Below are 24,659 nucleotides of genomic sequence, written 5' to 3' on the forward strand. Positions count from 1 at the left end.
GCTTCGGCGGGCCGGTACGGGATGTGATCGGCTCAGCGGCCGGCGAGCTCGGGCGAGCCGGCCGGCAGAGCGGCGGACAGCTCCTCCAGCACCTCGGTCAACCGGTCGACGGCCCAGTTGAGGTCCTCCTCGGACACCACGAGCGGCGGCGCCAGGCGGATGGTGGACCCATGGGTGTCCTTGGCGAGCACGCCGTGCCGCATGAGCGCCTCGCAGACCTGCCGGCCGGTGGCGATGGACGGGTCGATGTCCACGCCCGCCCACAGGCCGCGGCCGCGCACCGCGATGACGCCGTGGCCCATAAGGGCCCGCAGCCGCTCGTGCAGCAGCGCGCCGAGTTCGCGCGCCCTGGCCTGGTACTCGCCGGTGTTCAGCAGGCCGATGACGGCGCTGCCGACCGCGCAGGCCAGCGGGTTGCCGCCGAAGGTCGAGCCGTGCTGGCCGGGCTTGATCACCCCGAGCACATCGGCGTCGGCGACCACGGCGGACACTGGGACGACGCCGCCGCCGAGCGCCTTGCCCAGCACGTACATGTCGGGCACCACGCCCTCGTGCTGGCAGGCGAAGGTGTCGCCGGTGCGGCCGAGCCCGGACTGGATCTCGTCGGCGACCAGCAGCACGTTGTGCTCGGTGCAGATCTCCCTGACCTGCCGCAGGTAGCCGGGCGGCGGGACGAGCACCCCGGCCTCGCCCTGGATCGGCTCCAGCAGCACGGCCACCGTGTCCGGGGTGATGGCCGCGCGGATCGCCTCGGCCGAGCCGTACTCGACGACGGTGAATCCCGGCGTCGCGGGGCCGAATCCGTCGCGGGCGTCGGGGTCGGTGGAGAAGCTCACGATCGTCGTGGTCCGGCCGTGGAAGTTGCCGTCCATGACGATGATCTCGGCGTGGTCCGGGGTGACGCCCTTGACCTCGTACCCCCACTTGCGGGCCACCTTGATCGCGGTCTCGACGGCCTCGGCGCCGGTGTTCATCGGCAGGACCATGTCCTTGCCGCACAGCGCCGCGAGGCCCGCGCAGAAGTCGGCGAACCGGTCGTGGAAGAACGCCCTGCTGGTCAGGGTCAGCCGCTGGAGCTGCTCCTGCGCCGCGCCGAGGATGGCCTGGTTGCCGTGGCCGAAGTTGAGCGAGGAGTAGCCGGCCAGGCAGTCGAGATAGCGCCGGCCCTCGACGTCGGTCACCCACGCGCCTCGCGCCTCGCGCACGACCACCGGCAGCGGGTGGTAGTTGTGCGCGCTGTGCCGCTCGCTCAGCTCGATGATGTCGGTGGTGGTGGTCATACGCGGATCTCCAGAGTGCAGCACTTCGGGCCACCGCCGGCCTTGCGCAGTTCGCTGAGGTCGACGGGGATGACGTTCAGGCCCCGGCGCTTGAGCTCCAGGGCCAGCTCGCCGGCCTCCACGTTGATCACGACGTTGTGGCCGTCGCTGACCGCGTTGAGGCCGAGCACCGCCGCGTCCTGCGCGCCGGCGAGCACGGCGTCGGGGAACATCCGCCGGAGCACCTCCTGGCTGCCCGGCGAGAACGCGCCCGGATAGTAGGCCACGTTGTGGCCGTTGATCGGGAACAGCGCGGTGTCCAGGTGGTAGTAGCGCGGGTCGACGAGCCGGAGGGTCACCACGGGGCGGCCGAGGAACTCCTGGGCCTCCTTGTGCGCGGAGATCGCGGTACGGAAGCCGGTGCCGGCCAGGATCACCTCGTCCAGGGTGAGGAAGTCGCCCTCGCCTTCGTTCGTCTCGGCGGGCTCCATCACGGTGCCGAAGCCGTTCTCGGTGAACCAGCGCAGGTACGCGGGGCCTTCGGCGGCGCGCTCGGCGTTGGCGAACCGCGCGCCGTACACCCGGCCGCCCACCACAAGGGCGCCGTTGGCGGCGAACACCATGTCGGGCAGCCCTTCGACCGGGTCGATCAGGCTGACCTGGTGCCCCAGCTCCTCGTAGGCGTCCTTCAACCCCTCCCACTGGCGCACGGCCGTGGCCGCGTCGGCCCCGGCGTCCGGGTCCATCCACGGGTTGATCGCGTACTCGACCGCAAAGTGGTCGGGACGACACATGAGGTAATGCCGGCTGTGCGCCATCTATCGCTCCGTCGGGAAAACGGCTGGTCAGGGATGGCATCAGCCTAGAAACGACCATCGGCGCGAACCAGGCGCGGAGCTTGCGCGCTCACGGCGATCGGTTGCGCGCTTTGCCCCCTTCGCGGCGATCCGTTGCGTGGGCCCGCGGATGTAGCCGAACGTCCTTTCGCGCCGTCGGCCGCAGGTCACGATATGTTTCACCGGCGTCTCGGCAGGATGTCCGCGATGTGAAGAAATCGGGCGATCTGTGGGACCGTCAGGACGACTGGGGTACCCCGTCGCGGGCATGCGGGGTGTCGATCAGGCGGGACAGCACGATCGCGCTCTTGGTCCGGATGACGAACGGCTCGGCGGCGACCCGTTCGATCACCTGCTCGACGTGCCGGACGTCCTTGGCGCGGATGTGCAGCAGCGCGTCGGCCTCGCCGGTGATGGTGCAGGCGGAGATCACCTCGGGATGGCGGGAGACGGCCAGGCCGATCTCGGCGGGGGAGGTCTTGCCCCGGCAGAACAGCTCGACGTACGCCTCGGTGGTCCAGCCCAGCGCCGATGGCTCGACCAGAGCGGTGAAGCCGGTGATGGCCCCACTGTTCAGCAGGCGGTCGATGCGCCGCTTGACGGCCGGGGCGGAAAGCCCGATCTGGTGCCCGATTTCGGCGTACGTCGCCCGGGCGTCCTCGACCAGGGCCCCCACGATCGCACGATCAAGCGCGTCCAACTCCACGCGCACCTGTATACAGCCGCTTCGCGCCCGGCACACATTCCGGGGGCCGGGCGCGCCGGACGGCGGCGGAGAGCCGAAGGGCCGGGACGGACGAGGCATCTCGTCCGTCCCGGCCCTTTCGCGGTTCCGGTGAGCTTCGGCCCCGGCTAGAAGGCCGGCGCAGGGAGGGTCAGGCCTTGCCGTCGGCTTCGCCGGTGGCCTGTTCGAGGGCCTCCTCGGGAGAGGCCTCCAGGTCGTCGGACGCCTGGGCGAGCGCCGTCTCCTTGTCCAGGCGCACCCAGCTCGTGATGCTCTCGATGGCGAACAGCACTCCCAGGTAGACCGACATCACGGCCACCACCCAGGTCAGCACGCCCAGCGCGGCGCCGGCGCCGAGGAGCAGCAGCCGGACCTCCCAGCCGAGACCGGCCTGGAACACCCAGGGGGCGGGCCAGATGCTCTGCCGGGTGCGGTACACGGTGTCGTAGGTGTGGTAGCCGATCACGTAGATCAGCACGAACAGCAGCCACTTGGGCGTGCCGGCGGCCAGGCCGAGCACGATGATCGCGAGGAACTCGGTGCCCCTGATCAACGGGGGGAGCAGCCAGTCGAACCGGCCGAGGTGGTCGCGCGGCGCGGTCGGCACCATCAGGACCACCATGGCCAGCACCGGCAGCAGCATGACCGCGCCCGTGCCGGGCGACAGCACGCCCGACACGCCGATGGCGGCGACCGCCAGCAGCGCGGCCAGCCCGGTCGCCACGGGGGGCAGCCCCGGGCCCATCTTGTCGCGCAGCAGCGCGACCAGCGGGCCGTCGTCACGGTAGGCGAGCAGGCGGGCCGTCTGGATGCGGCGGCGCTCCTCGTCGGGGTCGGGAGCGGGAACAGGTGGAGCCTGCGGATGGGTGATCATGCGAGCGACCTCATGAGACGTCCGGTGAGGGTGTAGATGGCCGCGATGCCACCCCAGATCACGAGCGTGAGGAACGTGACCCGGGGCTCGAACAGGGCCGCGGTGATCGCGATGGCGGCGAACCGCTCACCGATGGGGAAGACGATCATCTTACGGGCCCAGTGCACCGCGCGGAACCGCCCGGCCTTGGCCCAGAGCTTCAGCAGCCCGCGCACGCCTCCGGTGCGCGACGCCTTGCGCTTCTCCAGCGCCTCGCGCAGCGACCGGTCGTCGACGGCGGTCATCTCCAGGGTCGGCAGCGGCACCGGGGCCTTGCGGCGGTTGGCCGCGCCGAAGGAGAAGTCGAGCAGGTGCCGTACCGACTGCACCGACAGCGCGACCAGCGCCAGCGTCCACACGTCGCCCTGCCCGGCCACGGCCGAGCCGACCGCCAGGCCGGCGAACACGACGTACTCCTTGGCCCGGTCGAACGTGGCGTCCAGCCACGCGCCGAGCACGCCGAACTTACGGGCGTACCGGGCGACCTGGCCGTCCACGCAGTCGAAGACGAACGCGAAGTAGATGAGCAGGCCACCCGCCACGGCGCCGGCCCGCGTGCCGGTGGCGAAGGCCAGCGCCGACAGCACGCCGAGCGCGATCGAGATCAGGGTCACCTGGTTCGGCGTCAGCCCGCGGCGCGCCGCCCAGCGGGCGATGAAGCGCGAGTAGGTGCTGACGAAGAACGTGGTGAAGAACCCGTCGGCGCCCTTGACGGCGTTGTTCAGCCGGGCGCGGTCCTCGTCGTACCCCGACATGACGGCCAGGGCCTCGTCCGCCTCGGCCTGCGTGCCGACCCGGGTGAAGAACAGGTCTCTGCGGCCGCGGGTGCCGACCGAGACGCCCTTGCGCACCAGGCCGAGCACCAGGAGCTGCACCAGGTCGTCCTCGGGGCCGAACAGGTGGGCCATGTCGGCCAGCTCGCGTGCGGCCTCGGCGAGGGTCGCCGCGTGGCGCTGGTGCAGGTGGAGCGGGCCGAGGAGCACGGAGTTCGGCCGGGTGACCCGGTGGTAGGCCGAGCCCACCGAGATCACCCGCGAGCGGCCGACGCGCGCCCGCACCATGAGCCCTTCGAACACGTGGTCGCCGATCTCGGGCTCCGCCTCGTCGATCGGCACTTCGTAGTCGACGCGCTCGCCGTTCTCGTCCTCGGGGCGCGGCTCCTTGGCGATGAGCGCGAGCGCTCCCCGCTTGGACTTGGTGATCTGGTAGATCAGCTCGTCGTGGATCACGACGCCGGTGGGGACGAGGAAGAGGTTGTCCGTCGCCCGTTCGGCGACCTCGGCGAGCGCCCGCAGGTCGTCCGCCAGGCCGGCGGACTCCACGACCTGGCCGGGGAAGCGGCGGTGGTCGCCGGCCTCCTGCGGTCGCACGATCGCGACGGGCTCGGCGTCCATGGCGGCGGCCTGGCCGTACAGCCGTTCCAGGACGGAGGGCGAGCCGGGGAGCGACGTCAGCGCCAGCCGACCGGGCGGGATGTGTGGTTCAGCGGAACCCATCGGGCCGGGCGAGGCGCCCAGCAGGACCACGCGGGTCATGTCACCCTTTCAGGCAGCGTGCAGGGGGCGAAAGGCGATCGTCAGGGGGTGTCGCCAGAGGGAAAAGTTTAGTGACTGTTCTTCCCCAGGATGCCACCGAGGGTTGACCCGAGATCGATTCGTCGCCTGAGGCAATCATCTTCCGTTTCGCGGGACTTGTGGCCTCAGCCCCCTCCCTAGACTGGATCGGTGAACCTGTACCGCGACGAGGGCATCGTGCTGCGCACCCAGAAGCTGGGTGAGGCCGACCGGATCGTCACGGTCCTGACCAAGCGCATCGGCAAGGTCCGCGGCGTGGCCAAGGGCGTGCGGCGCACCAAGTCGCGGTGGGGCGCCCGGCTGGAGCCGTTCACCCATGTCGACCTGCAGTTGCACACCGGGCGCTCGCTCGATGTGATCACCCAGGCCGAGACGCTGCGGCCGTACGGTGAGGCGCTGGTCACGGACTATCCACGCTACACCGCGGGCATCGCCATGCTGGAGACCGCCGACCGGCTGACGATGGGCGAGAAGGAACCCGCGCTGCGGCAGTTCCTGCTGCTGGTCGGGGGCCTGCGCACCCTGGTCGAGGGGGACCACGAGGCACGGCTGGTCCTGGACGCCTACTTCCTGCGTTCCCTGGCCGTCGCCGGGTACGCGCCCGCCCTGGAGTCCTGCGCCCGCTGCTCGACCCCCGCCATCCGCGCCTTCGCCATCCAGGCCGGCGGCGTGGTCTGCGCCGCGTGCCGCCCGCCCGGCGCCGCGGTGCCGGCCGCCGAGACGATCGGCCTCATGATCGCACTCACCCGCGGCGACTGGGCCTCCGCCGACGCCTCGGAGGCCAGGCACCGCACCGAGTGCAGCGGCCTGGTCGCGGCCTATCTGCAATGGCATCTGGAACACGGAATACGCTCGCTACGACACGTCGAGCGCCTCTGAGCCGCACGCGGCGCCGGGTACCGTACCGACCGCCCGGCAGGTGGCGCCGGGGCCGCGCGACGTACCGAACACACCACAGGAGAAGCAGACCGTGAACGTCCGCCCGCCGACCCCGCATCCCTCAGGCGCGCTGCCGCCGCCGATCCCGCGCGACCTGATCCCCAGGCACGTCGCCATCGTCATGGACGGCAACGGCCGCTGGGCCAAGGTGCGCGGGCTGCCCAGGACCGAAGGCCACAAGGCCGGCGAGGCGTCGCTGTTCGACGTCATCGAGGGGGCGATCGAGCTCGGCATCCCCAACCTGTCCGCCTACGCCTTCTCCACCGAGAACTGGCGGCGCTCCCCGGACGAGGTGCGCTTCCTGATGGGCTTCAACCGGGACGTCATCCGCCGCCGCCGCGACGAGCTGCACGCCATGGGGGTTCGGGTGCGCTGGGCCGGCCGTCCCGGGCGGCTGTGGAAGAGCGTCATCAAGGAGTTGCAGGACGCCGAGGAGATGACCAGGGACAACCGCACGCTGACCCTGCAGTTCTGCGTCAACTACGGCGGCCGGGCCGAGATCGTGGACGCCGCCGTGCGGCTCGCGCAGGACATCGCGGCGGGCAAGGTGAAGCCGGGCAAGGTCAGCGAGCAGACCTTCGCCCGTTACCTGGACGAGCCCGATATCCCGGACGTGGATCTGTTCCTCCGTTCCTCCGGAGAGCAGCGCACCTCCAACTTCCTGCTGTGGCAGTCGGCGTACGCCGAGATGGTCTTCCTCAACCAGCTCTGGCCCGACTTCGACCGCCGTGACCTGTGGCAGGCCTGCGAGATCTACGCCAAGCGCGACCGCAGGTACGGCGGCGCCGTCCCCAACCAGGTCTGACCCGCGCCCGACGCCTCTCCAGGGTGACGCCGGGAGGAACCGTACCGGCCGGCCGTGATCCGCCGGCCATCGCGGTCGCATCTGCGGCACACGCGGCGGTCGGCGTGATCGCCCGATCCATTGCGGTTTCGCGCAGGCGCGGCACGTGGCAGCGTTCGTCCCAGCGGGCGCGTGATCCGCCGCCCGCCCACCACGTAACGGTGAACCCCGAAGGGACATGCGTATGCGCGATCCGCGACCGGTTTACGGACCCCGCCTGCAGGACGAGCTCGGCCCCGCGACGAACGTGCGCGCGATCGACAGCAGCCCCCGGTCACACGTGTGGTTCGCCGAGATAGGCGGGGCCACGGCGGTGATCAAGCAGGCCGCCGACGGTCCCGACGCCGAGGAGCGCTTCCAGCGCGAGGTCACCGCGCTCCGGCTCGCCGCACGGGCCGATCCGCCGCTGGTGCCGGCGATCCTCGGCCTCGACCCCGCCGAGCGGGTCCTGGTCCTCGCGTATCTCGACGGCGGTGACCCGCCCGAGGACTGGGTGGTCGGCTACGCGGCGGCGCTCGCCCGGCTGCACGCGGCCACGACCCCCGAGGACGCGGGGGCGCTGCCGCGGTGGACGCCGCCCGGCTCCGGTGATCTCGACGCGTTCTTCGGGCTGGCCCGCCACCTCGGGGTGGCGGAGCCGCCGTCGGCCCGTGCGGAGCTGGAAGGCGTCCTGGACCGGCTCGGCCGGGTGCCGGGACATTCCCTCCTGCACGGCGACCCCTGCCCCGGCAATGATCTCTACACCGCCGCGGGGGTCCGGTTCGTCGACCTCGAGCAGGCCACGCTGGGCAACGGGCTGACCGAGCTGGCCTACCTGCGGATCGGATTCCCGAGCTGCTGGTGCTCCACCGCCACCCCCGAGCCGCTGATCCGCCGCGCCGAGGACGCCTACCACGCCGCCTGGCGCGCCGCCACCGGCACCGAGCCCCAGGGCGACCTCACCGACGCGTGCGTCGGCTGGCTGGTGCGTGGCGACGGGCTCGTCGAACGGGCGCACCGCGACGGCACCGACCACTTCGCCAGGCTGACCCGCGCCGACTGGCGCTGGGGGGTCGCCACCGGACGGCAGCGGCTGCTGCACCGCCTCGGCGTCGTCCGGGAGGCCACGGCGGGGCGCGACGATCTCGCCGGCCTGCACGGCCTCACCACGGCCATGCGCGACCGGATGCTCGTCAGGTGGCCCGGCCTGCCGCCGCTGCCCACCCGGCGTCCGGCGGAGAACCCCAACCTCCGGTGACCACGCCGGCCCCCCGGGGGCGGTCGTCCGGAGGAGGCTAGGCGCGGCGGCGGGCGCGGTAGGCGGCGACGTGCATGCGGTTGCCGCAGGTGCGGCTGTCGCAGTAGACCCGGGAGCGGTTGCGCGACTCGTCGAAGAAGACCCGCTCGCAGTCGGGGGCGGCGCAGGTGCGCAGCCGCTCCCACTCGCCCTCGACCAGCAGGTGGGCCAGGGCCACTCCGAGCTCGGCGGCCAGGTGCTCGGCCAGCGGCGCCCCTTTGGCGAAGTAGTGGACGTGCAGTGGGTAGCCGTCGTGCTCGGTCAGCCGGGCGGTGATGCGCGTGCGTTCCAGCAGGACGTTCAGCCGGGCCACCGCGGAGGCGGCGTCGGGCTCGGCGAAGATCTCCAGGAACGTGGCCCGCAGGGCGCGCACCTCGGCGAGGTCGGCGCCGTTGACCTCGCCGACGCCGCTCAGCTCGTGGCGGCGCACGTACTCCCGCAACTCGCCGGCGCCGGTGAGGCTGTCGAGCCCGCCGGTCTCGGGCGCGGAGTTGACCAGGTCGGCCACGGCGGCGAGCGAGCACACCATGTCATGGCTGAATGGCATGTCTCTCCTGTCGGCTGGACGTCGGCGGGACATCGGGGGGAAGCGGACAGGGGCGGGGCGCGCGTTCCCGCCCTTCCCGCCGTCACGGAAGCGTATCCCGGAACGGCCGGGCCGGGGACGTCCGGCGCCGCGGGACTATCCGGCGGAGGCGACCGCGGCGCAGGTCGCGCAGGTGCCGAAGATCTCGACGGTGTGGGTCATCGCCGTGAACCCGTGCTCGGCGCCGACGGACTCCGCCCAGCGTTCGATCTCCGGCCCCGCGACCTCCACCGTCCGGCCGCAGTTGCGACAGACCAGGTGATGGTGGTGCGAACCGGTCGCACAGGCGCGGTAGACGCACTCGCCGTCGTCGGTGCGCAGCACGTCCACCTGACCGGACTCGGCCAGCGTCTGCAGAGCCCGGTACACCGTGGTCAGGCCGATCTTCGCGCCGTCCGCCCGCATCTGCGCGTAGATGTCCTGCGCGCTGCGGAAGCCGTCGTTGCGGCTCAGGGTCTCCCGGACGGCGGCGCGGCGGCTGGTCATCGGCCGCCCCTCGCCCCGCCCGATGCCGTACACGCGGGTGCCGCTCATGCGCCCGCCTCCTTCGCTCGGTAGCGCCGCAGGAACCGGCCGGCGCCCAGGGCCAGGACGAAGCCCGCGAGGGCCAGCAGAACGATCGCCGCGCCCGGCGCGACGCCGGCGTAGAACGCCGAGGTGAGCCCGCCGACCGTGGCCACGACGCCGAGGAGCATCGCCAGCGCCATGGTCGCACGGAAGCCGCGGGTGACCTGCTGGCTGGTGGCCACGGGCACCACCATCAGCGCGCTCACCAGCAGCAGCCCGACCACCCGCATCGCGATCACGACGGTGAGCGCGGCGGTGACCGCGATGAGCAGGCTGAGGAAGCGCACCGGCAGGCCGTTGACCTTGGCGACCTCCTCGTCCTGGCACAGGACGAACAGCTCGCGGCCGAAGGTCGCCACCACGCCGAGCACGAACGCGGTCAGCACCGCGATGACCCACACGTCCTGCGCGGTCACGCTGCTGATCGAGCCGAACAGATAGGAGGTGAGGGTGGCGTTGCTGCCGCCCGGCGCGAGCCCGATGAGCAGCACCCCGCCCGCGATGCCGCCGTAGAACAGCAGCGCGAGGGCGACGTCGCCGGTCGTACGGCCCCGGGCGCGGACCAGCTCGATCGCCACCGCACCGGCGATCGAGACCAGGACGGCGGTGAACACCGGAGCGGTGCCGGTCAGGAAGCCGAGCGCCACGCCGGTCAGCGCCACGTGGCCGATGCCGTCGCCCAGCAGGGCGAGCCGCCGCTGGACGATGAAGGTGCCGACGGCCGGGGCGGCGAGCCCCACCAGCAGCGCGGCGACCAGCGCGCGCACCATGAAGTCGTACTGGAAGATCTCGATCACTTCGGTGCTCCCGGGCTCATCGGGCCACTGGAGACGTCGTAGGCGTGCGGGCGCTCCTGCTCGTGCCCCGGGTGCGGGTGGCAGGCGCCCTCGCCGTGCTGGGCCGGCCCGTCGTGGGCGACGACGCCGTCGCGTACGACGATCGACCGGGTGATCAGGGGCGCGAGCGGGCCGAGCTCGTGCGCCACCAGCAGCACGGTCCTGCCCTGCCGCACCAGGCTCGCGAGCGTGCCGGCCAGGTGCCGCTGGCTCTCGGCGTCCACGCCGGCCGTCGGCTCGTCCATCACGAAGGTGTCCGGCTCACCGGCCAGCGCGCGGGCGATGAGCACCCGCTGCTGCTGGCCACCGGAGAGCAGGCCCACCGGGTCGCCGGCGCGGCCGGCCAGGCCCACGGACTCCAGCGCGGCGGTCACCGCCGCCCGGTCGGCGGCGCCGGACGGGCGCAGCCGCCGCTGCCGGGGCACACGGCCGGAGGCCACCACCTCGCGGACGGTCGCGGGCACCCCGCCGCCGACCGAGAGCCGCTGCGGGACGTACCCGATGCGCCACCAGTCGCGGAACCTCGCGGGTGGCGTGCCGAACAGCTCGGCGGTGCCCGCCGTGAGCGGGACCAGGCCGAGGAGTGTGCGGATCAGGGTGGACTTGCCCGAGCCGTTGGCGCCGAGGACGGCGACCACCTCGCCGGTCTCGATGCGCAGGTCGACCCCGCGCAGCACCCGGCGTCCGTCGAGGGCGACGTGCCCGCCCCTCATGGCGAAGGCGACCTCGGGGACCCGCGTGCCGGCCGCGGGCTCGTGCGCCGCCTGGGCGGCCCGGCCGGTCGCCTGTGCTGATCGGGTCATGTGCATTCCAGTGCGGTGCGGAGTGTGGCGAGGTTCGCGCGCGCGGCGGAGAGGTAGTCCCCCGACGGGGGGCGGCTCTCGATCGGGTTGAGTACCGCGGTCGCGGCGCCGACCTCCTTGGCGAGGACCTCGGAGACCTTGGGGCTGAGGAGTTCCTCGGTGAAGATGGTAGTCACCTTCTCCCGCCGGGCGATGCCCGCCACCTCGGCGATGCGGGCGGGAGCGGGCTCGGCCTCGGCGTCCAGGCCGCTGATGCCCACCTGCTTCAGCCGGTAGCGGTCGGCCAGGTAGCCGAAGGCGGTGTGCGAGGTGACGAGCGTACGGCGGGCGCAGGTGCCGAGCCCCTGCTGAAGCTCCTGGTCCAGGGCGTTCAGCTCGCCGGCCGTCGAGGCGGCCCGGCCGGTGTACGCGGCGGTGTGCGCGGCGTCCGCCTGGCCGAGCCGGGCGCCGAGCGCGGTGGCGACGGTGGCGAACCGGCTGGGGTCGAGCCACAGATGCGGGTCGTAGGCCACCGGCTCGTGCGCCTCCTCGCCCTCGTGCCCCTCGGCGGACGCGGTCAGCGTCGTGACCGTGGAGGCGACGTCGAACGCCTTGTCCGCGGCGTACTGCTCGACGGCCTCGTCCACGGCCGGCTGCACGCCCTTGAGGTACACGACGAGGTCGGCCTGCTCGATGTCGGCGATCTGACGCGGGGTCAGCTCCAGGTCGTGCGGCTCGACCCCGGGCCTGGTCAGGCCGGTCACCGTGGCGTCCGGCCCGGCGACCTTGGTGGAGAGCCACTCCAACGGATAGAAGGCGGCGAGGACCGCCGGCTTACCGGCGGTGCCGCTCTGGGAGGAGGCGGAACCGGCGGGGGCGCAGGCGGTGGCGGCGAGCAGCGCGCACCCGCCGAGCAGGATCGTCGCGGTGGTCAGGATGGAGCGGCGAGCAGAACGTGCCTGGTGAGCGTATCTGGACGAAAAGGGCATCACCCTGCCGAGTATGACCTAAAATGAAAACCGTTGTCAAAACTGGCCCGACGGGAAGCATGTGCGGACCACGACAGAGGCGCACGGGCGCGGATCGGTGCCGGCCGCGAGGCGGGGGGAGCCGGAACGGGTGAAGGCGCGCCGAGCGCTAGAAGAGGAGGCCGAAGCGCTCGGCCAGCAGGGCGAGCAGGAAGACCACCACTCCCGCGCGCAGCAGTCGCGCGCCGTTGCCCAGCGACGGCCAGGACAGGTAGGCCAGCCAGACCACGAAGAAGAGCACCGGAAGCACCGCGACACCGCCCCGCCAGTCGGGCACGGCCAGGCCCACCAGCAGCAGGATCACCAGCGCCACGGGCAGGATCCAGCGCGGCAGCCCGTACAGGAAGACCAGCGGGACGGCGCTCCTGTGCTCGATCGCCCGGCGCGTCCCGGTCGCACCGGGCGTGAGGAAGCGCTCGCCGGGCGGCAGGGGACGGCCCGGCGCGGGCGGGCGCCGGTCGCGGGACAGCGGGTGGCCGGGCACGGCCCGTCCACGCCCGGCGGAGGACGAGGGGCGCGAAGGGTCACGGCGCGGGTACTTGTCGGCCACGATCCGAGCCTAGCGGCGTGGTACGGCCGCGCGGCAGCCCTCGGCGGTCCGGGCGCGGTGGGCGGGTGGCATGCTGGGCGGCATGCTCGCGCTCATCAGGTATTCGGTGCCCGGCGCCCAGGCCGAGGAGTTCACCGGCCAGGCCAGGACGATCATGCGGACGTTCGCCGCGCAGGACGGCTACCGGGGCGGGCACATCGGCAGATCGGTGGACGAGCCGGAGCTGTGGGCGCTGGTCAGCGAGTGGGAAGGGGCCGGGTTCTACCGCCGCGCCCTGTCGGCGGCGCGCATGGACATGTACCCGCTCATGACCCTGATGATCAACGAGCCGAGCGCCTTCGAGATCGTTCCCGGCGACCCGGAAGGGTGACGCCTACCGGCGCTCGCGGCCCGCGGTGGTTATTGTGGGCGGGTCGCGTCGGCGGTTCCCCTAAGCTTGTGGGAGATCGGGCAGGTGACGCGCCCTCTGATCGACAAACCCAACCCCGACCGCCAGCCGGATGGAGATTCTTGATGGCCCGCCGTACCGACATCATGGACACGATCGTCAGCCTCGCCAAGCGCCGCGGGCTCGTCTACCCGTCGAGCGAGATCTACGGCGGGCTGCGCGCGTCCTGGGACTACGGCCCGCTCGGCGTCGAGCTCAAGAACAACGTCAAGCGCGAGTGGTGGAAGGCCATGGTGCAGGGCCGCGACGACGTCGTCGGCCTCGACTCCTCGGTGATCCTGGCCCGCGAGGTCTGGGAGGCCAGCGGCCACGTCAAGGAGTTCGTCGACCCGCTCACCGAGTGCCAGTCGTGCCACAAGCGCTTCCGCGCCGACCATCTCGAAGAGGCCTACACCGAGAAGCACGGCAGGGCCCCCGAGAACGGCCTGGCCGACCTCACCTGCCCCAACTGCGGCACCAAGGGCGCCTTCACCCCGTCCCGCATGTTCAACGGCCTGCTCAAGACCTACCTCGGCGCGGTCGAGGACGAGTCCGGTCTGGCCTACCTCCGCCCCGAGACGGCGCAGGGCATCTTCATCAACTACCTGAACGTGCAGCAGTCGTCCCGCAAGAAGATCCCGTTCGGCATCGGCCAGATCGGCAAGTCGTTCCGCAACGAGATCACCCCGGGCAACTTCATCTTCCGCACCCGTGAGTTCGAGCAGATGGAGATGGAGTTCTTCGTCAAGCCCGGCACCGACGAGGAGTGGCACCAGTACTGGATCGACGAGCGCCTCGGCTGGTACATCGGCCTCGGCCTCGACCGCGACAACCTCCGGCTGTACGAGCACCCGAAGGACAAGCTGTCGCACTACTCCAAGCGCACGGTCGACATCGAGTACCGCTTCAACTTCACCGGCTCGGAGTGGGGCGAGCTGGAGGGCATCGCCAACCGCACCGACTTCGACCTGTCCACGCACGCGGCGGCCTCCGGCACCGACCTGTCGTTCTTCGAGCAGGAGTCCGGCGAGCGCTACGTGCCGTTCGTGATCGAGCCGGCCGCCGGTGTCGACCGCTGCACGCTCACCTTCATGATCGACGCCTACACGGTGGACGAGGCCCCGAACGCCAAGGGCGTCATGGAGCAGCGCACCGTCATGCGGCTCGACCACCGGCTCGCGCCGGTCAAGGTCGCGGTGCTGCCGCTGTCGCGCAACGCCGACCTCTCGCCCAAGGCCCGCGACCTGGCCGCGCAGCTGCGCCGCCGGTGGAACGTCGACTTCGACGACGCCGGCGCGATCGGCCGCCGCTACCGCCGCCAGGACGAGATCGGCACGCCGTTCTGCGTCACCGTCGACTTCGACACCCTCGAGGACCACGCCGTGACCATCCGCGAGCGCGACTCGATGGCGCAGAAGCGCGTCGCCCTCGACCAGGTCGAGTCCTACCTCCGCCAGCACCTCAACGACTGACGCACCCCGTCACGCCCGCTCCGCCGATGGCCGCGCACCGCCCCCCAGGCCCCGCGCGGCCATCGGCATGTCACGGATTTCGACAGCCCGGATCCCTGCTCCGGGCGCTGCGAGGTTCCGGCACTGCGACGAGGGCCGATCAGCTGTCCGCGATGACCGGTGTCTCAGGTGCCTGTCGCGGTCAGTCCTGGGCTTCCGCGGCATTTGCGGAACCAGGCGCAGCGGCTTCTCCGCCGGTCGGCGTGACGGTCTGGCGCGCGGCGTTCCAGATGTGGTCGAACTGCTCCACCCAGTAGGCGTACCAGCGTTCGTCGTGGTCGCGGGTCAGCTCCAGGTGCATCCGCGAGGACGTCGACAGGTTGTGGAACCCGTGGATCTCCACGATCAGCCGGCCGCGCGGGGTGTCGGGGTCGATGAGCACCAGGCTGAAGCCGGGGTTGTAGGGCAGCAGGCGGTAGGCGAAGGAGCCGGCCGTCCGCCACGCGCTCATCAGCGCGAGGTGCTCCATCGTGGTGCGCAGGGCGGCGGGCAGCCGCTGTACGGGGAAGTCCACCGATTCGTCGAGCTGCGCGGCGGCGAGCCGCACCGCTTCCCGTTCGCGCTGGTCGAGGATGACGACGCGGACGCTGCCGCCGCGGCGGGCGAGCACCGTTCTGCGCAGGGTCTCGCAGGTCTGCGCCGACAGCAGGTTGACCGCCGACGGGGCGAAGACCCGCACGTCGCGGGCGGTCTCGAACAGCGATGAGACCGGTGACCTCTCATAGATCGAGCGGTCGTGCAGGATGTCGGCCGGCGCGGTGAGGCGCGGTTCCGGCAGGGTGACCCGGTAGATCAGCAGTCCCAGGCCGGAGAGCAGCACCGCCCAGCGCAGGTTGTCGTTCAACTCGTCGCTGAAGATCGATAACAGGGCGAAGACGAAGACGACCACGGTGAGGGCGTAGGCCTCGATATGTTGCCGGGCCTTGAGGTTCGCGAGGATCCGGCGCAGTGCGTTCACGATGACCCCCAGCGGATCGTGGACCATTCCGGCCGTGCTCGTCCCATTGTCCGGGCGGGCGCCACGCGGGGCCATACGTCATCACTCCGGGCCTGCGGGGACGCCGGCCGCGCAAAGGAATCCGGCCGGCATCTCCGAGGGGTCGGCCGAGGCGGCACGACCCCGCCGACGCCCGGCTCGAGGTCGCCTACCGGCACCCGCCTTCCCCGGCCGGGCCGGCCGGGCGGGGATCACCAGTCGCCACCCCTCTGACCGGCCACGATGCCGTATGCGGCCACCCGCGGGGCGCTGACACGTTCGGGTGGCAGGAAGTGGCCACCGGCGTGCAGCTTGCTGCCGCCGAATCGTCTGTTCCGCGGCCCCGGAATGCCGGAGAGTTGTTCTTGCAAGCAGCGAGAACAAAAGCCCTCCGGAAAGGAAAAGAAAATGACCTCCACCGCTTTCACCGCCGCCCGTTCCGCCGGTACCACCTGGGACTCCTTCTCGCGCAGCGCGGGCACCACCTGGGACGGCCGCTCCCGGACCGCGGGCACCACCTGGGACTGAATAACCCGGAAAAGCCCGAACGGAAATACGCGAAGATAAATCGACGAACAAAGCGGATCGCCCGGGAGAGAAGAGAAAAGGCCCCCGGTGAACCGCGGCGAAAGCCCCGACCGACCGGCGCGCAGCCGGAAGCGACACGCAGCACGCGGCACGATCTCGGCCGCAGGGCGGCGCGGTGCAGACCCCGCCCATCGAAAGACTCCTCGTCCGGCCGGACGTGACCTCAGATGCCGGCCAGATCCAGAAGCGACGACGAGACCCCTGATCTCTGGCGGCAAGGCCGCCCAGGCGCTCACGCGGACGGCCGTGGCCGACCCGATCGAACCCAGGGCAGGCGGGCGATCAGCGCGGCAGGTCCAGTGAGGCGGGCAGGATCTCCACGTCGCCGGCCCGGACGAACGCCACCCGGTGCCCGAACTGGATCTGGAAGTAGAGCGTCCGGCCGCGCACCCGGCGATGCCCGGCCCGCTCGAACGTCGTCGCGTGGTAGTGCTCGCCGCGGGTCGCGAGCCCGACCGCGTACCGCTGCCCCGGCGAGATCGCGTACTGCAGCGGCACGATCGGCTGCACAGGCACGTCGAGCGGGTACGCCTCCGGCTCGGGGTAGGCCCTGCCGTACACCGGCACCGCGTCCCGGCCGGGCCGGGGGGTGACGACCAGGCCGGTGGCGTTCACGGCGGTCGGGGCGTCCTCCGGATTGTGGAACCAGGCTCGCTGGCCGAGGTACCAGATGGCCGTCCAGTCGCCCCTCCGCCCGGCGAGGGCGAACTGCTGGCCGGTGGTGGCACGGGCGCCGTGGTCGTACACCTGGTAGGTCGACTCGCCACGCGCCCGGCGCCCGACGTCCCTGACCAGGGGCGCGTCGGCGCGCGGGGCGATGTGCAGCCGGACCGAGGCCGAGCCGTGCGGCGGGCAGTCGGCCCCCTCCTTGCCGCAGCCGGTGTAGCGGGGGCGGTGGCGGCGGTAGTCGGTCCTGATCGTCACCAGGCCGCCGTGCGCGCCGGCCGTCGCCTTGATCGGCCGCCCGAGCAGGGCGAAGTAGTGTCCCCAGTCCCAGTACGGGCCGGGGTCCACGTGCATGCCGGGTACGTCGCGCGGCGCGGTGCCGGGAATGTTGTCATGGCCGAGAATGTGCGCCCGGTCGAGCGGGATGTGGTACCGCTTGGCCAGATGGCGCACCAGCCGGGCCGAACTGCGGTACATCGCCTCGGTGTACCAGGCGCCCGGCCTGGTCAGGAAGCCCTCGTGCTCGATGCCGATCGACCGGGCGTTGAAGTACCAGTTGCCGGCGTGCCAGGCGATGTCCCGGGTGCGGACGTGCTGGGCGATGTGCCCGTCCGAGGAGCGGATGGTGTAGTGCCAGCTCACGTAGGCGGGGTCGTCGACCAGCTTCAGCGTCTTGGCGTAGGTCTCCTCGGTGTCGTGGATGACGATGTACTGCACACGGGAGTCCCGCGGCCGGTCGGCGCGGTCGTGGTTGCCGTACCCGCCGCCGGGCAGCCGCCGGTGCGGTGCGGGCCGCCACTCGCAGGACAGGCCGCTCGGGCACTCGGCGCGCCCGCCCTCGGCCTCGGGCAGTCCCAGACGCTCCACTTGGTCCATGCGCGGCGTGATCTGCGGCGCGGCGGGCAGCAGGACCTGCCCTCCGTCGTCGGTGATCCGGTTCGCACCCTCCTTGACCAGGGAGAATACCTCGTCGGCGAACCGGCTGGCGGTGCCGCGGTCACGGGCTCCGGAGTAGCGCGCGACCGCGCCGTACCACGCGGCCGGGTCGCGGTCCGCCGGCAGGCCGAGGTCGCGCTGGTGGCGGGCGAGCAACGCGGCGCCGCCGAGCACGTTGGCGGTGTAGTCGGTCAGCAGCGACCGGGCCGGGACACCGGTGAGCCGGGCGGCCTCCCCGGCCGTTCCCGTCGTTTCCGGCGCGCCCCGTTTCGACGCGGCGTCGCCGGGTGCCCGGCGCGGGTCGGTGAGGTGCATCGGCCCGTAGCCGCCCGCCACGCTGGGCAGCCCTCGGTTGCCGTCCCATCGCGACTCCAGGTACGACACCCCGAGCAGCACCCGCTCCGGCACCCCGTACCTGGCCGCCGCCGCCCGGAACGCCTCCTGCCGCCCGGGCGCCCCCACCGCGCGCCCGCCCTCGGGCGGTCTCGCCCGCCGCGGCCCGGTGACCGCGGGTTCGTGCCCGCTCCCGGACGGCCGGGCGTGCGGCCCGGGGTGCGGCGGCGCCGAGGCGCTGCCGGGAGTGGCGAGGGAGAGCAGCAGGGGAACCGCCGTGGCCGAGGCGACGGCCGCCGTCGTTCTGCGCATGGACGACCCTTTCTCGCGAGCGGGACGGGCGGGCGGGTACGCGGTGACGGATCGCGGGCCGGCACGTGCGAGAACGGAACGCGGGCCGGCACGCGCGAATGCCGGTCGCGGGCGCGGCGGGTCACCGCCGCGGAGCACGCCGCCCGGACATCGACGGCCACCTTACGTCGTCCGACCTGGTCATCCACTTGTTGTCGTGCGGCGTGTCAAAGAGTGCCCGAGGGAGACGCCGGATTCGACGGCAGAACATCGCTTTCGTGAGGTGCCGAGGGCATCGTCGGGCTTGCGGGTGGTGCGTAAGGGCCGCACCCGGATGGGGAGTGGCCGCTGTCGCATCGCATCGGCGTGGCGCCGAAGGCGTACGACTCGGGCCACGATGCCGGGCCGACATGCGGGGGCGGTCGCGCCGAGGCCGGGCGATGGGTGAAATGATGCGGGGCGGCGCCCCGGCACATTCGGGCCGTACGACCACGTACGCCCCGAACCGCCTGACCGGCGCCGTCGTAGGGACCACGCCGCGGCCGCAGGGCCGGGCGACGCGGCCGAGGGCGCCTGCCGGCGGGCGCCCGCATCCGACCGAGGAGCACACGTGCACCTGCTGACCAACCCCGTCAAGGACTACGCCTGGGGATCGCGCACGGACATCGCCGAGCTCACCGGCAGGCCCGCGCCCGCCCCCGGCCCCGAGGCGGAGATGTGGCTCGGCGCCCACCCCGCCGGCCCGTCCCGGCCCACCGGTGAGGACGGGCGCACCTTGGCGGACCTCATCGCCGCCGAGCCGTCCGGCCTGCTCGGCCCCGCGACCCTGGACGCGTTCGGCGAGCGCCTGCCGTACCTGCTGAAGCTCATCGCCGTCGCCCAGCCGCTGTCGCTGCAGGTCCACCCGTCCGCCGAGCAGGCCGTCGAGGGGCACGCGCGCGGCGTCTACGGCGACCCGTGGCCCAAGCCCGAGCTGGTGTGCGCGCTCACGCCGTTCACCGCGCTCGCCGGATTCCGCCCCTTCGAGCAGGCGGCGATGCTCATCGACCGGCTCGGCGTGCCCGGCCTCAAGGACGTCGTCTCCCTGCTGGAGGGCGGCGCGGTGCTGCGGGCCCTGGAGACGCTGCTCGACCGGCGGCAGACGGCCGAGCAGATCGTGTGGGCGGCCTCGGCCGTCCACCACCCCGACTACGAGCTGGTGGTGCGCCTGGCCCGGCGCTACCCCGGCGACCCGGCGTGCCTGGCCCCGCTGCTGCTGCGCCGCCACGACCTGGCGCCGGGCCAGGCGCTGTTCCTCGGCGCCGGGGTGCTGCACTGCTACCTCAAGGGCTTCGGCGTCGAGATCATGGGCGGGTCGGACAACGTCATGCGCGCCGGCCTCACCCCCAAGCCGCTCAACGTCCCCGAACTGCTGCGCATCACCGATCCGCACGCGGTGCCGCTCGCGCTGGAGGCCGGCGCGGACGGCGTGTTCCCGACCCCGAGCCCGGAGTTCCGCCTGCGCCGCCTCACCGCGACCGGCGAGGGCGGGGCCGTGTCGCCGGAGGGTTCGCTCCGGCTGGAGGGGGGAGTGCCGCGCATCCTGCTGTGCACCGAGGGCACGGCCACCGTGGGCGAGGTCCGTCTCGGCCGGGGCGAGTCCGTCTTCGTGCCCGCCGCCGAGCCCTTCGTCGCCGTGACCACGACCGGCACCGTCTTCGTGGCGGAACCCGGCGTGCCCAACTGATCATCCCGGTGTTCCTCCCGCCGGCACCCGTTCCACTCCCGCCGCGACGCGCCTCACGGGCCGCCGCGACACGCCCGTTCGCTCGCGCGGCGGCACCGGAGCGGTCACGCGGCGTCACCTGGACGCGTAGGATCCGGCATTCAGGGGAGATTTCGGTGCGGCATGCCGACGGTGGAAGGCGAGGGCGTTCGTGAGCGTGGAATTAGGAGTCTGGTACGCGCGGACGCCGCTCACGCCGGAGGAGGCCACGCGCAAGTACCTGGCCGGCCGCGCCGCGCCCGCCGCAGCGGAGGCGACCTCCGGGACGGCCGGACAGGCTCCCGCCGAGGCCGAGTCGCACCACGCCGGCGACATCGATGGGCAGTGGCCCGCTCAGCAGCCGCTCCCTCAGGCCGAGGGGGAGCCGCTCGCCGAGGCCGAGGCCGAGGCGTCCGCACCGGCCGGCGGGGAGCAGGTCCCCGAGGGCGACATGCAGGCGATCTTCGACCTGCTGGTCGAGGAGGGGGTCGTCGAGAGGCACGCCCAGCACGGCGTCCGGCCGGTCGCCCAAGATCCTCCTATGGAGCGGGTGACGCCGCTCGCCGAGGTGGCGGCCTTCTACGACGCGCTGACCGGGGAGTTCCCCGACCTGACCGAAGGCGGCTACGCGAGCTCGCCGTGGGCCACGCCGCTCACGGTGGGCGAGGAGTTCCTCGTGATGTCCATCGTCTTCCCGCGCGCCGCCGAGGTGTGCCGCACCGTCCTGCATCTGGCCGCCGATCGCGGCTTCGTCTGCTTCGACCCCTGCCCGGATGATCTGTTCTTCGCCGGTCCGGAGGACCTGCTGCTCCGCGGCATCACCCTGTCCTGAAGCGGCCCTCCCAGGCGGCCGCCGGGCGAGGAGGACCTCCCCACCCGGCGATCCGCGGCGAGTCCGGGCCGGGCAGAGCGATCTTCCCGTACGGTCACGGGGACCGCGGCGGGGGGAGCGGGGCTATCTCACGGGCGTGATAACCGGCGACATCCTCGGCCTGCTCGTAGAGGCCGGCCAGCGCGGACAGACAGGGTCCGATCACCTCGGGGTCGGTCACCCGGCGAGCCCCTGTGTGCAGGCCGGTCCGGTCGTACAGCACCTCGTAACACAGTGAACGCGAGAAGATGACCAGTTCCGGCAGGGGAGCCTCGGCCTCCAGGTCGTGGACGGCCTCGGCGGGCAGCACCCTGATGCGCTCGCCCGCCCGGGCCCGGATCGCCAGGAAGTGCATCTCCCACTGCAGGTAGGGCGTGACCGGGGTCTCCACGATGCGCAGCCGCCGGAACTCCGGCATCTTCTCGTACATCGCCGCGAGCGGGGCGTAGCGGTCCTCCAGCAGCGCGAGCGAGCGGTCCCAGTCGCCGTCCACCATCGCGCGCCAGCTCTCGACGTCGGGCTCGGTGAACTCCTGGGCGCGTTCGAGCTTCCACATGGTGTCGAGGGCGGACTCGAAGACCGCGTCGAACTCTCGCTGGTAGGCGGCGACGGGCAGGGGGTGCCCGGTGGCGGACTGAAGGCGGTGGAACAGGTCCACGTCTCCTCCGTTCGTGATGGTGGGCCGTACGGCCGCGGCAGGAGGACGGTGGGCGGTTCGGAACGCTCCAGTTCCCGCTGCCGGCCTTCCGGACATGCCGGGGCTGCGATTCTGCCGGGAATCTGCGTGTTATGCGGCTTTTCCGACCGGTCGCGTCCGGTGGGACGGTGACGACGGAGTCATCCGCGCCCGGCGGGATCGCGCCGCGACGCGGTCAGGAGCCGGCGTACCCGCGCGCCGTGCCTGCCCCACCACGCCCGCGCCCACAGCGCCTGGAACCCCACGATCACGGACACGGTGACCAGTGCGTCGGCCAGGGCGACGGGACTCGATGGCCGCCACAGCACGGCGAGAGCCCGGAGCAACAGGGCCACCGTCGCGGGTAAGGTGACCAGCGCCGCGACCGCGACGCATCCGGCGGTCCCCAGGACGGCCAGGGGCGTGTACCAGCGCAGGACGCGGCGTTCCGCCGGGGGCATCGCCGTGAGCGGGTTGTGGCGACGGCGGCCGGAGAGCAGATAGCGCAGGTACGATCCCGAATCGCGGTACAGGTTGCGGCAGCCGGTGACGTCCTGCAGCACGAAGTACAGATCATTGCGCATGAACACCAGGAACTGCGTCGCCACCATGACCAGCGCGGTGAGCATGACGACCGGCAGCAGCGGGTGGCCGCCGGTGCTGACGATGAGGATCGCGCATATCGCGCAGATGGTGCAGTCCACCGCCATGCCGGCCAGGTAGACGGTCATCCGCACGCGGCGCTCGGCGAGCCAGATGCCGGAGACGTCGGTCTGGGCGGCCAGGAACTGCAGGCGGGTGCCGAGACGGATCCTGCCCGGTACGCCCGCGGCGCGGGCCGTGGTGAGATGCGCGAGCTCGTGCAGCAGGATGAGCGTCCACCCCACGACGATCTGGGTGAGCAGCACGAGCGTGCTCTGCGAGCTCCACAGCAGGTCATGCCAGTCCGGCATGGCCCACGGGTTGAGGGCGAGCGTGATCGCCCCGGCCGCGATGACCGCCCCCATCGCGGCGTGCAGCCACGGGCTCAGCGTCCACCGCACATGGTGGGCCCGCAGGCCGGGCAGTGTGGGCGGCGGCGGAGCGGGGGAGCCGGTCTCCTTCCCGTCCACGGCGGCGACCAGGCCCGCCTCGGTGAGCCCCGCGACGAAGCCGCGGACATCGAGCCGGACACCGGTCTCCTCCAGCAGGCGCTGCCCGGCCTCCTCGACCGATCTGCCCTCCTGGAGCAAGCGGATCGCCCGTACCCCGGCGTGCGGCACGGCGACGAAATCCCCCGATTCGACCCGGCCGACGATCCACTCGTCCCCGTCACGCCGGAATCCGACCTGGTGGAACCGGACCAAGGTCATGGTGGCGCGTCCCTCCAGAGACGAGAAATCGGTAGGCGGGGGCACCCGCCTACCGATCGCCGTCGATCAGTTGGAGTTGCCAGAGCTGTCAGCGGTGGTCTCGATCTTGTCGAGCCGGCGGATGATGATCGTCGCCTTCGCTTGGCTCTCGTTCCCGGTGGGATGGATCTGGTGATCGTCGTGCGACATTTCGGCACCTTCCCCCTGAAGAGGCCTCCCGGCTTGCCGGACGGATTAGTCCGGATTCTGGGTGTGATTCATCTCACGGTCAAGGCCCGCTTTCCGGCGGGCGGCGTCGCCGCAGACGGGGCAGTCCGGGCGCGAGGGGTGGCGGACATCGATGAGCTGGTCGGGCGCGATGAGGTTCAGCCCGCTGACGCGCCCGGGCACCAGGTCGGGAACGCCGGTGATCTCACTGATCACCGCGTGCGCCACCAGGAGCCCGGAGATGCCCGCCGACGTGGGGAGCACCCCCGGCCCGCCCAGATCGACCGGAGTGCCCGGACGCCGCCGGGCCTGCTCGCCCGCGCTGACGCACTCGTAGCAGGGATGACCGGGCCGGTAGAGGCCCGCCGTCACCAGCGGGCCGTTGTACCCGCCGCCCGCCCAGGGGATGCCCGCCGCCGCGCACGCCCGGTTCGCCCAGACCCGCAGCACGTGGCCGCCCGGCTCGTCCGCGCAGAGCGCGAGCATGTCCGCGCCCGCGATGATCTCGGCCAGCTCCTCCTGGCTCCCGGCCCGCCGGCGTTCACCGGTGACCGTCACGTCGGAGTTGACCGCGCGCAGTCGTCGTACGGCGACCTCGGCCTTCGCCCGGCCGATGTCCGCCTCGCCGTACAGCATCTGCCGGCTCAGGTTCGACAGCTCCACCACGTCGGGGTCCACGCAGTGCAGCCGGCCGGCCCCCGCGGCGGTGAGCGCCCACGCCGCGTGGCCGCCGGTGCCGCCGAGCCCGAGCACGACCACCCGGGCGTTCCGTAATCGGAGCTGCGCCTCCCATCCATGCTCGCGCGGGGTCAGGTCGACGCGCCGGAAGAAGGCGTGGTTCCTGCTGTAGCGGTCGGCCTCGCGCGCGGCGAGCTCGGGAGGCGGCACGGCGCCGGCCTCCTCGAGGTATCCCGAGGCGATGAGCTGCTCGACCACCGAGCGTGCCGCCCGAGCCCGTAGCGCGGGGAACTCCTGGCCGAGCCGCGTGACGACCTCCTCGGCGGTCCGGGAGCCGTCCATGAGCGTGAGCGCCGCCCACACCCATCCGTCCGGGTCGTCGATCTCGGCGGCCACCCCGTAGATCTCCCCGCCGATGCGGATCGTGCCGTCGGCGTATCTGTGCGGCCGGTGCTCTGGCTTGACCTTGGGATGCCGCAATGCGACCACCTTCCCTCGCAGAAGGACCGGGCTCGCGGTGATCGACGTACGAGGGTGCGGGCTGGCGGGTGCCACCGGGAGCCGACAAGCCGAGAAATGCCGGAGAACTTCGGCAAACCCCGATATCTCACAGTGTCAGACATCCCTGGACGTTGAATGTCAAGCGGCGAGGTCGTGGTTGCGGTGTGACCATGCGGTTGCCTGGTCGT

Annotated in this window: 24 protein-coding genes; 7 read left to right on the top strand and 17 right to left on the bottom strand. The window is 72.2% G+C overall.

Features of this window, described 5'->3' with window-relative positions; translation table 11 throughout:
* Positions 1-32 precede the first annotated feature (32 nt).
* The 5 genes from rocD to IEY93_RS39440 form a co-directional block, all read right to left on the bottom strand.
* Positions 33-1,280, bottom strand: a complete 1,248-nt coding sequence (rocD, locus tag IEY93_RS30225; protein WP_189166559.1) for an ornithine--oxo-acid transaminase — start codon at positions 1,278-1,280, stop codon at positions 33-35.
* Positions 1,277-2,077: a dimethylargininase gene (gene ddaH / locus IEY93_RS30230; RefSeq protein WP_189166560.1), complete on the bottom strand. Its 801-nt coding sequence runs from the start codon at positions 2,075-2,077 to the stop codon at positions 1,277-1,279. The genes rocD and ddaH overlap by 4 nt, the downstream gene beginning before the upstream one ends.
* Positions 2,078-2,333: 256 nt before the next feature.
* Complete coding sequence (locus IEY93_RS30235; protein WP_189166561.1) at positions 2,334-2,801, bottom strand: Lrp/AsnC family transcriptional regulator; 468 nt, start codon at positions 2,799-2,801, stop codon at positions 2,334-2,336.
* A 169-nt stretch (positions 2,802-2,970) separates the two neighbouring features.
* A complete protein-coding gene (locus IEY93_RS39435; RefSeq protein ID WP_189166562.1) occupies positions 2,971-3,693 on the bottom strand; it encodes a DUF5941 domain-containing protein in 723 nt (240 codons plus the stop codon).
* Positions 3,690-5,267, bottom strand: coding sequence for a CDP-alcohol phosphatidyltransferase family protein (locus tag IEY93_RS39440; RefSeq protein ID WP_189166563.1), 1,578 nt, complete (start codon positions 5,265-5,267; stop codon positions 3,690-3,692). Before IEY93_RS39440 ends, IEY93_RS39435 begins: the two co-directional genes overlap by 4 nt.
* Before the next feature lie 189 nt (positions 5,268-5,456).
* Here IEY93_RS39440 and recO point away from each other — a divergent pair, with 189 nt between their 5' ends.
* The 3 genes from recO (at position 5,457) to IEY93_RS30260 (ending at position 8,326) form a co-directional block, all read left to right on the top strand.
* Positions 5,457-6,185, top strand: coding sequence for a DNA repair protein RecO (gene recO / locus IEY93_RS30250; RefSeq protein WP_189166564.1), 729 nt, complete (start codon positions 5,457-5,459; stop codon positions 6,183-6,185).
* Between the two features lie 91 nt (positions 6,186-6,276).
* Positions 6,277-7,050, top strand: coding sequence for an isoprenyl transferase (locus IEY93_RS30255; RefSeq protein WP_189166565.1), 774 nt, complete (start codon positions 6,277-6,279; stop codon positions 7,048-7,050).
* 223 nt (positions 7,051-7,273) lie between these two features.
* On the top strand, positions 7,274-8,326 hold the full coding sequence (locus IEY93_RS30260) for a phosphotransferase family protein (RefSeq protein ID WP_203968020.1): 1,053 nt from the start codon (positions 7,274-7,276) through the stop codon (positions 8,324-8,326).
* Between the two features lie 37 nt (positions 8,327-8,363).
* Here IEY93_RS30260 and IEY93_RS30265 read toward each other — a convergent pair whose 3' ends face one another.
* The 6 genes from IEY93_RS30265 to IEY93_RS30290 all read right to left on the bottom strand — a co-directional run bounded on the left by IEY93_RS30265 (position 8,364) and on the right by IEY93_RS30290 (position 12,714).
* Positions 8,364-8,912: a CGNR zinc finger domain-containing protein gene (locus IEY93_RS30265; protein WP_189166567.1), complete on the bottom strand. Its 549-nt coding sequence runs from the start codon at positions 8,910-8,912 to the stop codon at positions 8,364-8,366.
* 135 nt (positions 8,913-9,047) lie between these two features.
* Positions 9,048-9,437 carry a Fur family transcriptional regulator gene (locus IEY93_RS30270; protein ID WP_189166581.1) on the bottom strand — a complete coding sequence of 130 codons (390 nt, stop codon included), beginning with the start codon at positions 9,435-9,437 and terminating at the stop codon, positions 9,048-9,050.
* 44 nt (positions 9,438-9,481) lie between these two features.
* Complete coding sequence (locus IEY93_RS30275) at positions 9,482-10,315, bottom strand: metal ABC transporter permease (RefSeq protein WP_189166568.1); 834 nt, start codon at positions 10,313-10,315, stop codon at positions 9,482-9,484.
* A complete protein-coding gene (locus IEY93_RS30280) occupies positions 10,312-11,157 on the bottom strand; it encodes a metal ABC transporter ATP-binding protein (RefSeq protein WP_372444426.1) in 846 nt (281 codons plus the stop codon). Before IEY93_RS30280 ends, IEY93_RS30275 begins: the two co-directional genes overlap by 4 nt.
* A complete protein-coding gene (locus IEY93_RS30285) occupies positions 11,154-12,125 on the bottom strand; it encodes a metal ABC transporter substrate-binding protein (RefSeq protein ID WP_189166583.1) in 972 nt (323 codons plus the stop codon). The genes IEY93_RS30280 and IEY93_RS30285 overlap by 4 nt, the downstream gene beginning before the upstream one ends.
* Positions 12,126-12,273: 148 nt before the next feature.
* Positions 12,274-12,714 (bottom strand): DUF6703 family protein, encoded by a 441-nt coding sequence (locus tag IEY93_RS30290; protein WP_229691600.1) that lies wholly within the window; start codon positions 12,712-12,714, stop codon positions 12,274-12,276.
* Positions 12,715-12,796: 82 nt separating this feature from the next.
* Between IEY93_RS30290 and IEY93_RS30295 the strand changes: the two genes are divergently transcribed.
* Entirely contained in the window at positions 12,797-13,084 is a 288-nt protein-coding gene (locus IEY93_RS30295; RefSeq protein ID WP_189166569.1) for an antibiotic biosynthesis monooxygenase family protein, read from the top strand.
* 143 nt (positions 13,085-13,227) lie between these two features.
* Entirely contained in the window at positions 13,228-14,613 is a 1,386-nt protein-coding gene (locus tag IEY93_RS30300) for a glycine--tRNA ligase (RefSeq protein ID WP_189166570.1), read from the top strand.
* 181 nt (positions 14,614-14,794) lie between these two features.
* Here IEY93_RS30300 and IEY93_RS30305 read toward each other — a convergent pair whose 3' ends face one another.
* Both IEY93_RS30305 and IEY93_RS30310 read right to left on the bottom strand, forming a co-directional pair.
* Complete coding sequence (locus IEY93_RS30305) at positions 14,795-15,637, bottom strand: hypothetical protein (protein ID WP_189166571.1); 843 nt, start codon at positions 15,635-15,637, stop codon at positions 14,795-14,797.
* A gap of 861 nt (positions 15,638-16,498) precedes the next feature.
* Positions 16,499-18,463: an N-acetylmuramoyl-L-alanine amidase gene (locus tag IEY93_RS30310; RefSeq protein WP_189166572.1), complete on the bottom strand. Its 1,965-nt coding sequence runs from the start codon at positions 18,461-18,463 to the stop codon at positions 16,499-16,501.
* Between the two features lie 589 nt (positions 18,464-19,052).
* Between IEY93_RS30310 and manA the strand changes: the two genes are divergently transcribed.
* Both manA and IEY93_RS30320 read left to right on the top strand, forming a co-directional pair.
* Positions 19,053-20,168, top strand: a complete 1,116-nt coding sequence (gene manA / locus IEY93_RS30315) for a mannose-6-phosphate isomerase, class I (RefSeq protein ID WP_189166573.1) — start codon at positions 19,053-19,055, stop codon at positions 20,166-20,168.
* 190 nt (positions 20,169-20,358) lie between these two features.
* A complete protein-coding gene (locus IEY93_RS30320) occupies positions 20,359-21,018 on the top strand; it encodes a hypothetical protein (RefSeq protein WP_189166574.1) in 660 nt (219 codons plus the stop codon).
* Positions 21,019-21,112: 94 nt separating this feature from the next.
* Here IEY93_RS30320 and IEY93_RS30325 read toward each other — a convergent pair whose 3' ends face one another.
* From IEY93_RS30325 to IEY93_RS30335, 4 genes are all read right to left on the bottom strand, one after another.
* On the bottom strand, positions 21,113-21,715 hold the full coding sequence (locus IEY93_RS30325; protein WP_189166575.1) for a DUF6879 family protein: 603 nt from the start codon (positions 21,713-21,715) through the stop codon (positions 21,113-21,115).
* A gap of 179 nt (positions 21,716-21,894) precedes the next feature.
* Positions 21,895-23,085, bottom strand: coding sequence for a PqqD family protein (locus tag IEY93_RS30330; protein ID WP_189166576.1), 1,191 nt, complete (start codon positions 23,083-23,085; stop codon positions 21,895-21,897).
* Between the two features lie 66 nt (positions 23,086-23,151).
* Entirely contained in the window at positions 23,152-23,274 is a 123-nt protein-coding gene (locus IEY93_RS39445) for a hypothetical protein (RefSeq protein WP_268241591.1), read from the bottom strand.
* A 45-nt stretch (positions 23,275-23,319) separates the two neighbouring features.
* Positions 23,320-24,450: a HesA/MoeB/ThiF family protein gene (locus tag IEY93_RS30335; RefSeq protein WP_189166577.1), complete on the bottom strand. Its 1,131-nt coding sequence runs from the start codon at positions 24,448-24,450 to the stop codon at positions 23,320-23,322.
* Positions 24,451-24,659: the final 209 nt, after the last annotated feature.

Source organism: Sphaerisporangium melleum (assembly GCF_014646695.1).
Classification (GTDB): Bacteria; Actinomycetota; Actinomycetes; order Streptosporangiales; family Streptosporangiaceae; genus Sphaerisporangium; species Sphaerisporangium melleum.

Excerpts from the sequence above, each read along its gene's own strand:
- IEY93_RS30280 (WP_372444426.1), bottom strand. The coding sequence starts at position 11,157 with ATGACCCGATCAGCACAGGCGACCGGCCGGGCCGCCCAGGCGGCGCAC.
- IEY93_RS30330 (WP_189166576.1), bottom strand. The coding sequence starts at position 23,085 with ATGACCTTGGTCCGGTTCCACCAGGTCGGATTCCGGCGTGACGGGGAC.
- ddaH (WP_189166560.1), bottom strand. The coding sequence starts at position 2,077 with ATGGCGCACAGCCGGCATTACCTCATGTGTCGTCCCGACCACTTTGCG.
- IEY93_RS39445 (WP_268241591.1), bottom strand. The coding sequence starts at position 23,274 with ATGTCGCACGACGATCACCAGATCCATCCCACCGGGAACGAGAGCCAA.
- IEY93_RS30310 (WP_189166572.1), bottom strand. The coding sequence starts at position 18,463 with ATGCGCAGAACGACGGCGGCCGTCGCCTCGGCCACGGCGGTTCCCCTG.
- IEY93_RS30260 (WP_203968020.1), top strand. The coding sequence starts at position 7,274 with ATGCGCGATCCGCGACCGGTTTACGGACCCCGCCTGCAGGACGAGCTC.
- IEY93_RS30305 (WP_189166571.1), bottom strand. The coding sequence starts at position 15,637 with ATGGTCCACGATCCGCTGGGGGTCATCGTGAACGCACTGCGCCGGATC.
- IEY93_RS39435 (WP_189166562.1), bottom strand. The coding sequence starts at position 3,693 with ATGATCACCCATCCGCAGGCTCCACCTGTTCCCGCTCCCGACCCCGAC.
- IEY93_RS30270 (WP_189166581.1), bottom strand. The coding sequence starts at position 9,437 with ATGACCAGCCGCCGCGCCGCCGTCCGGGAGACCCTGAGCCGCAACGAC.
- IEY93_RS30300 (WP_189166570.1), top strand. The coding sequence starts at position 13,228 with ATGGCCCGCCGTACCGACATCATGGACACGATCGTCAGCCTCGCCAAG.
- IEY93_RS30265 (WP_189166567.1), bottom strand. The coding sequence starts at position 8,912 with ATGCCATTCAGCCATGACATGGTGTGCTCGCTCGCCGCCGTGGCCGAC.
- rocD (WP_189166559.1), bottom strand. The coding sequence starts at position 1,280 with ATGACCACCACCACCGACATCATCGAGCTGAGCGAGCGGCACAGCGCG.
- IEY93_RS39440 (WP_189166563.1), bottom strand. The coding sequence starts at position 5,267 with ATGACCCGCGTGGTCCTGCTGGGCGCCTCGCCCGGCCCGATGGGTTCC.
- IEY93_RS30295 (WP_189166569.1), top strand. The coding sequence starts at position 12,797 with ATGCTCGCGCTCATCAGGTATTCGGTGCCCGGCGCCCAGGCCGAGGAG.
- IEY93_RS30285 (WP_189166583.1), bottom strand. The coding sequence starts at position 12,125 with ATGCCCTTTTCGTCCAGATACGCTCACCAGGCACGTTCTGCTCGCCGC.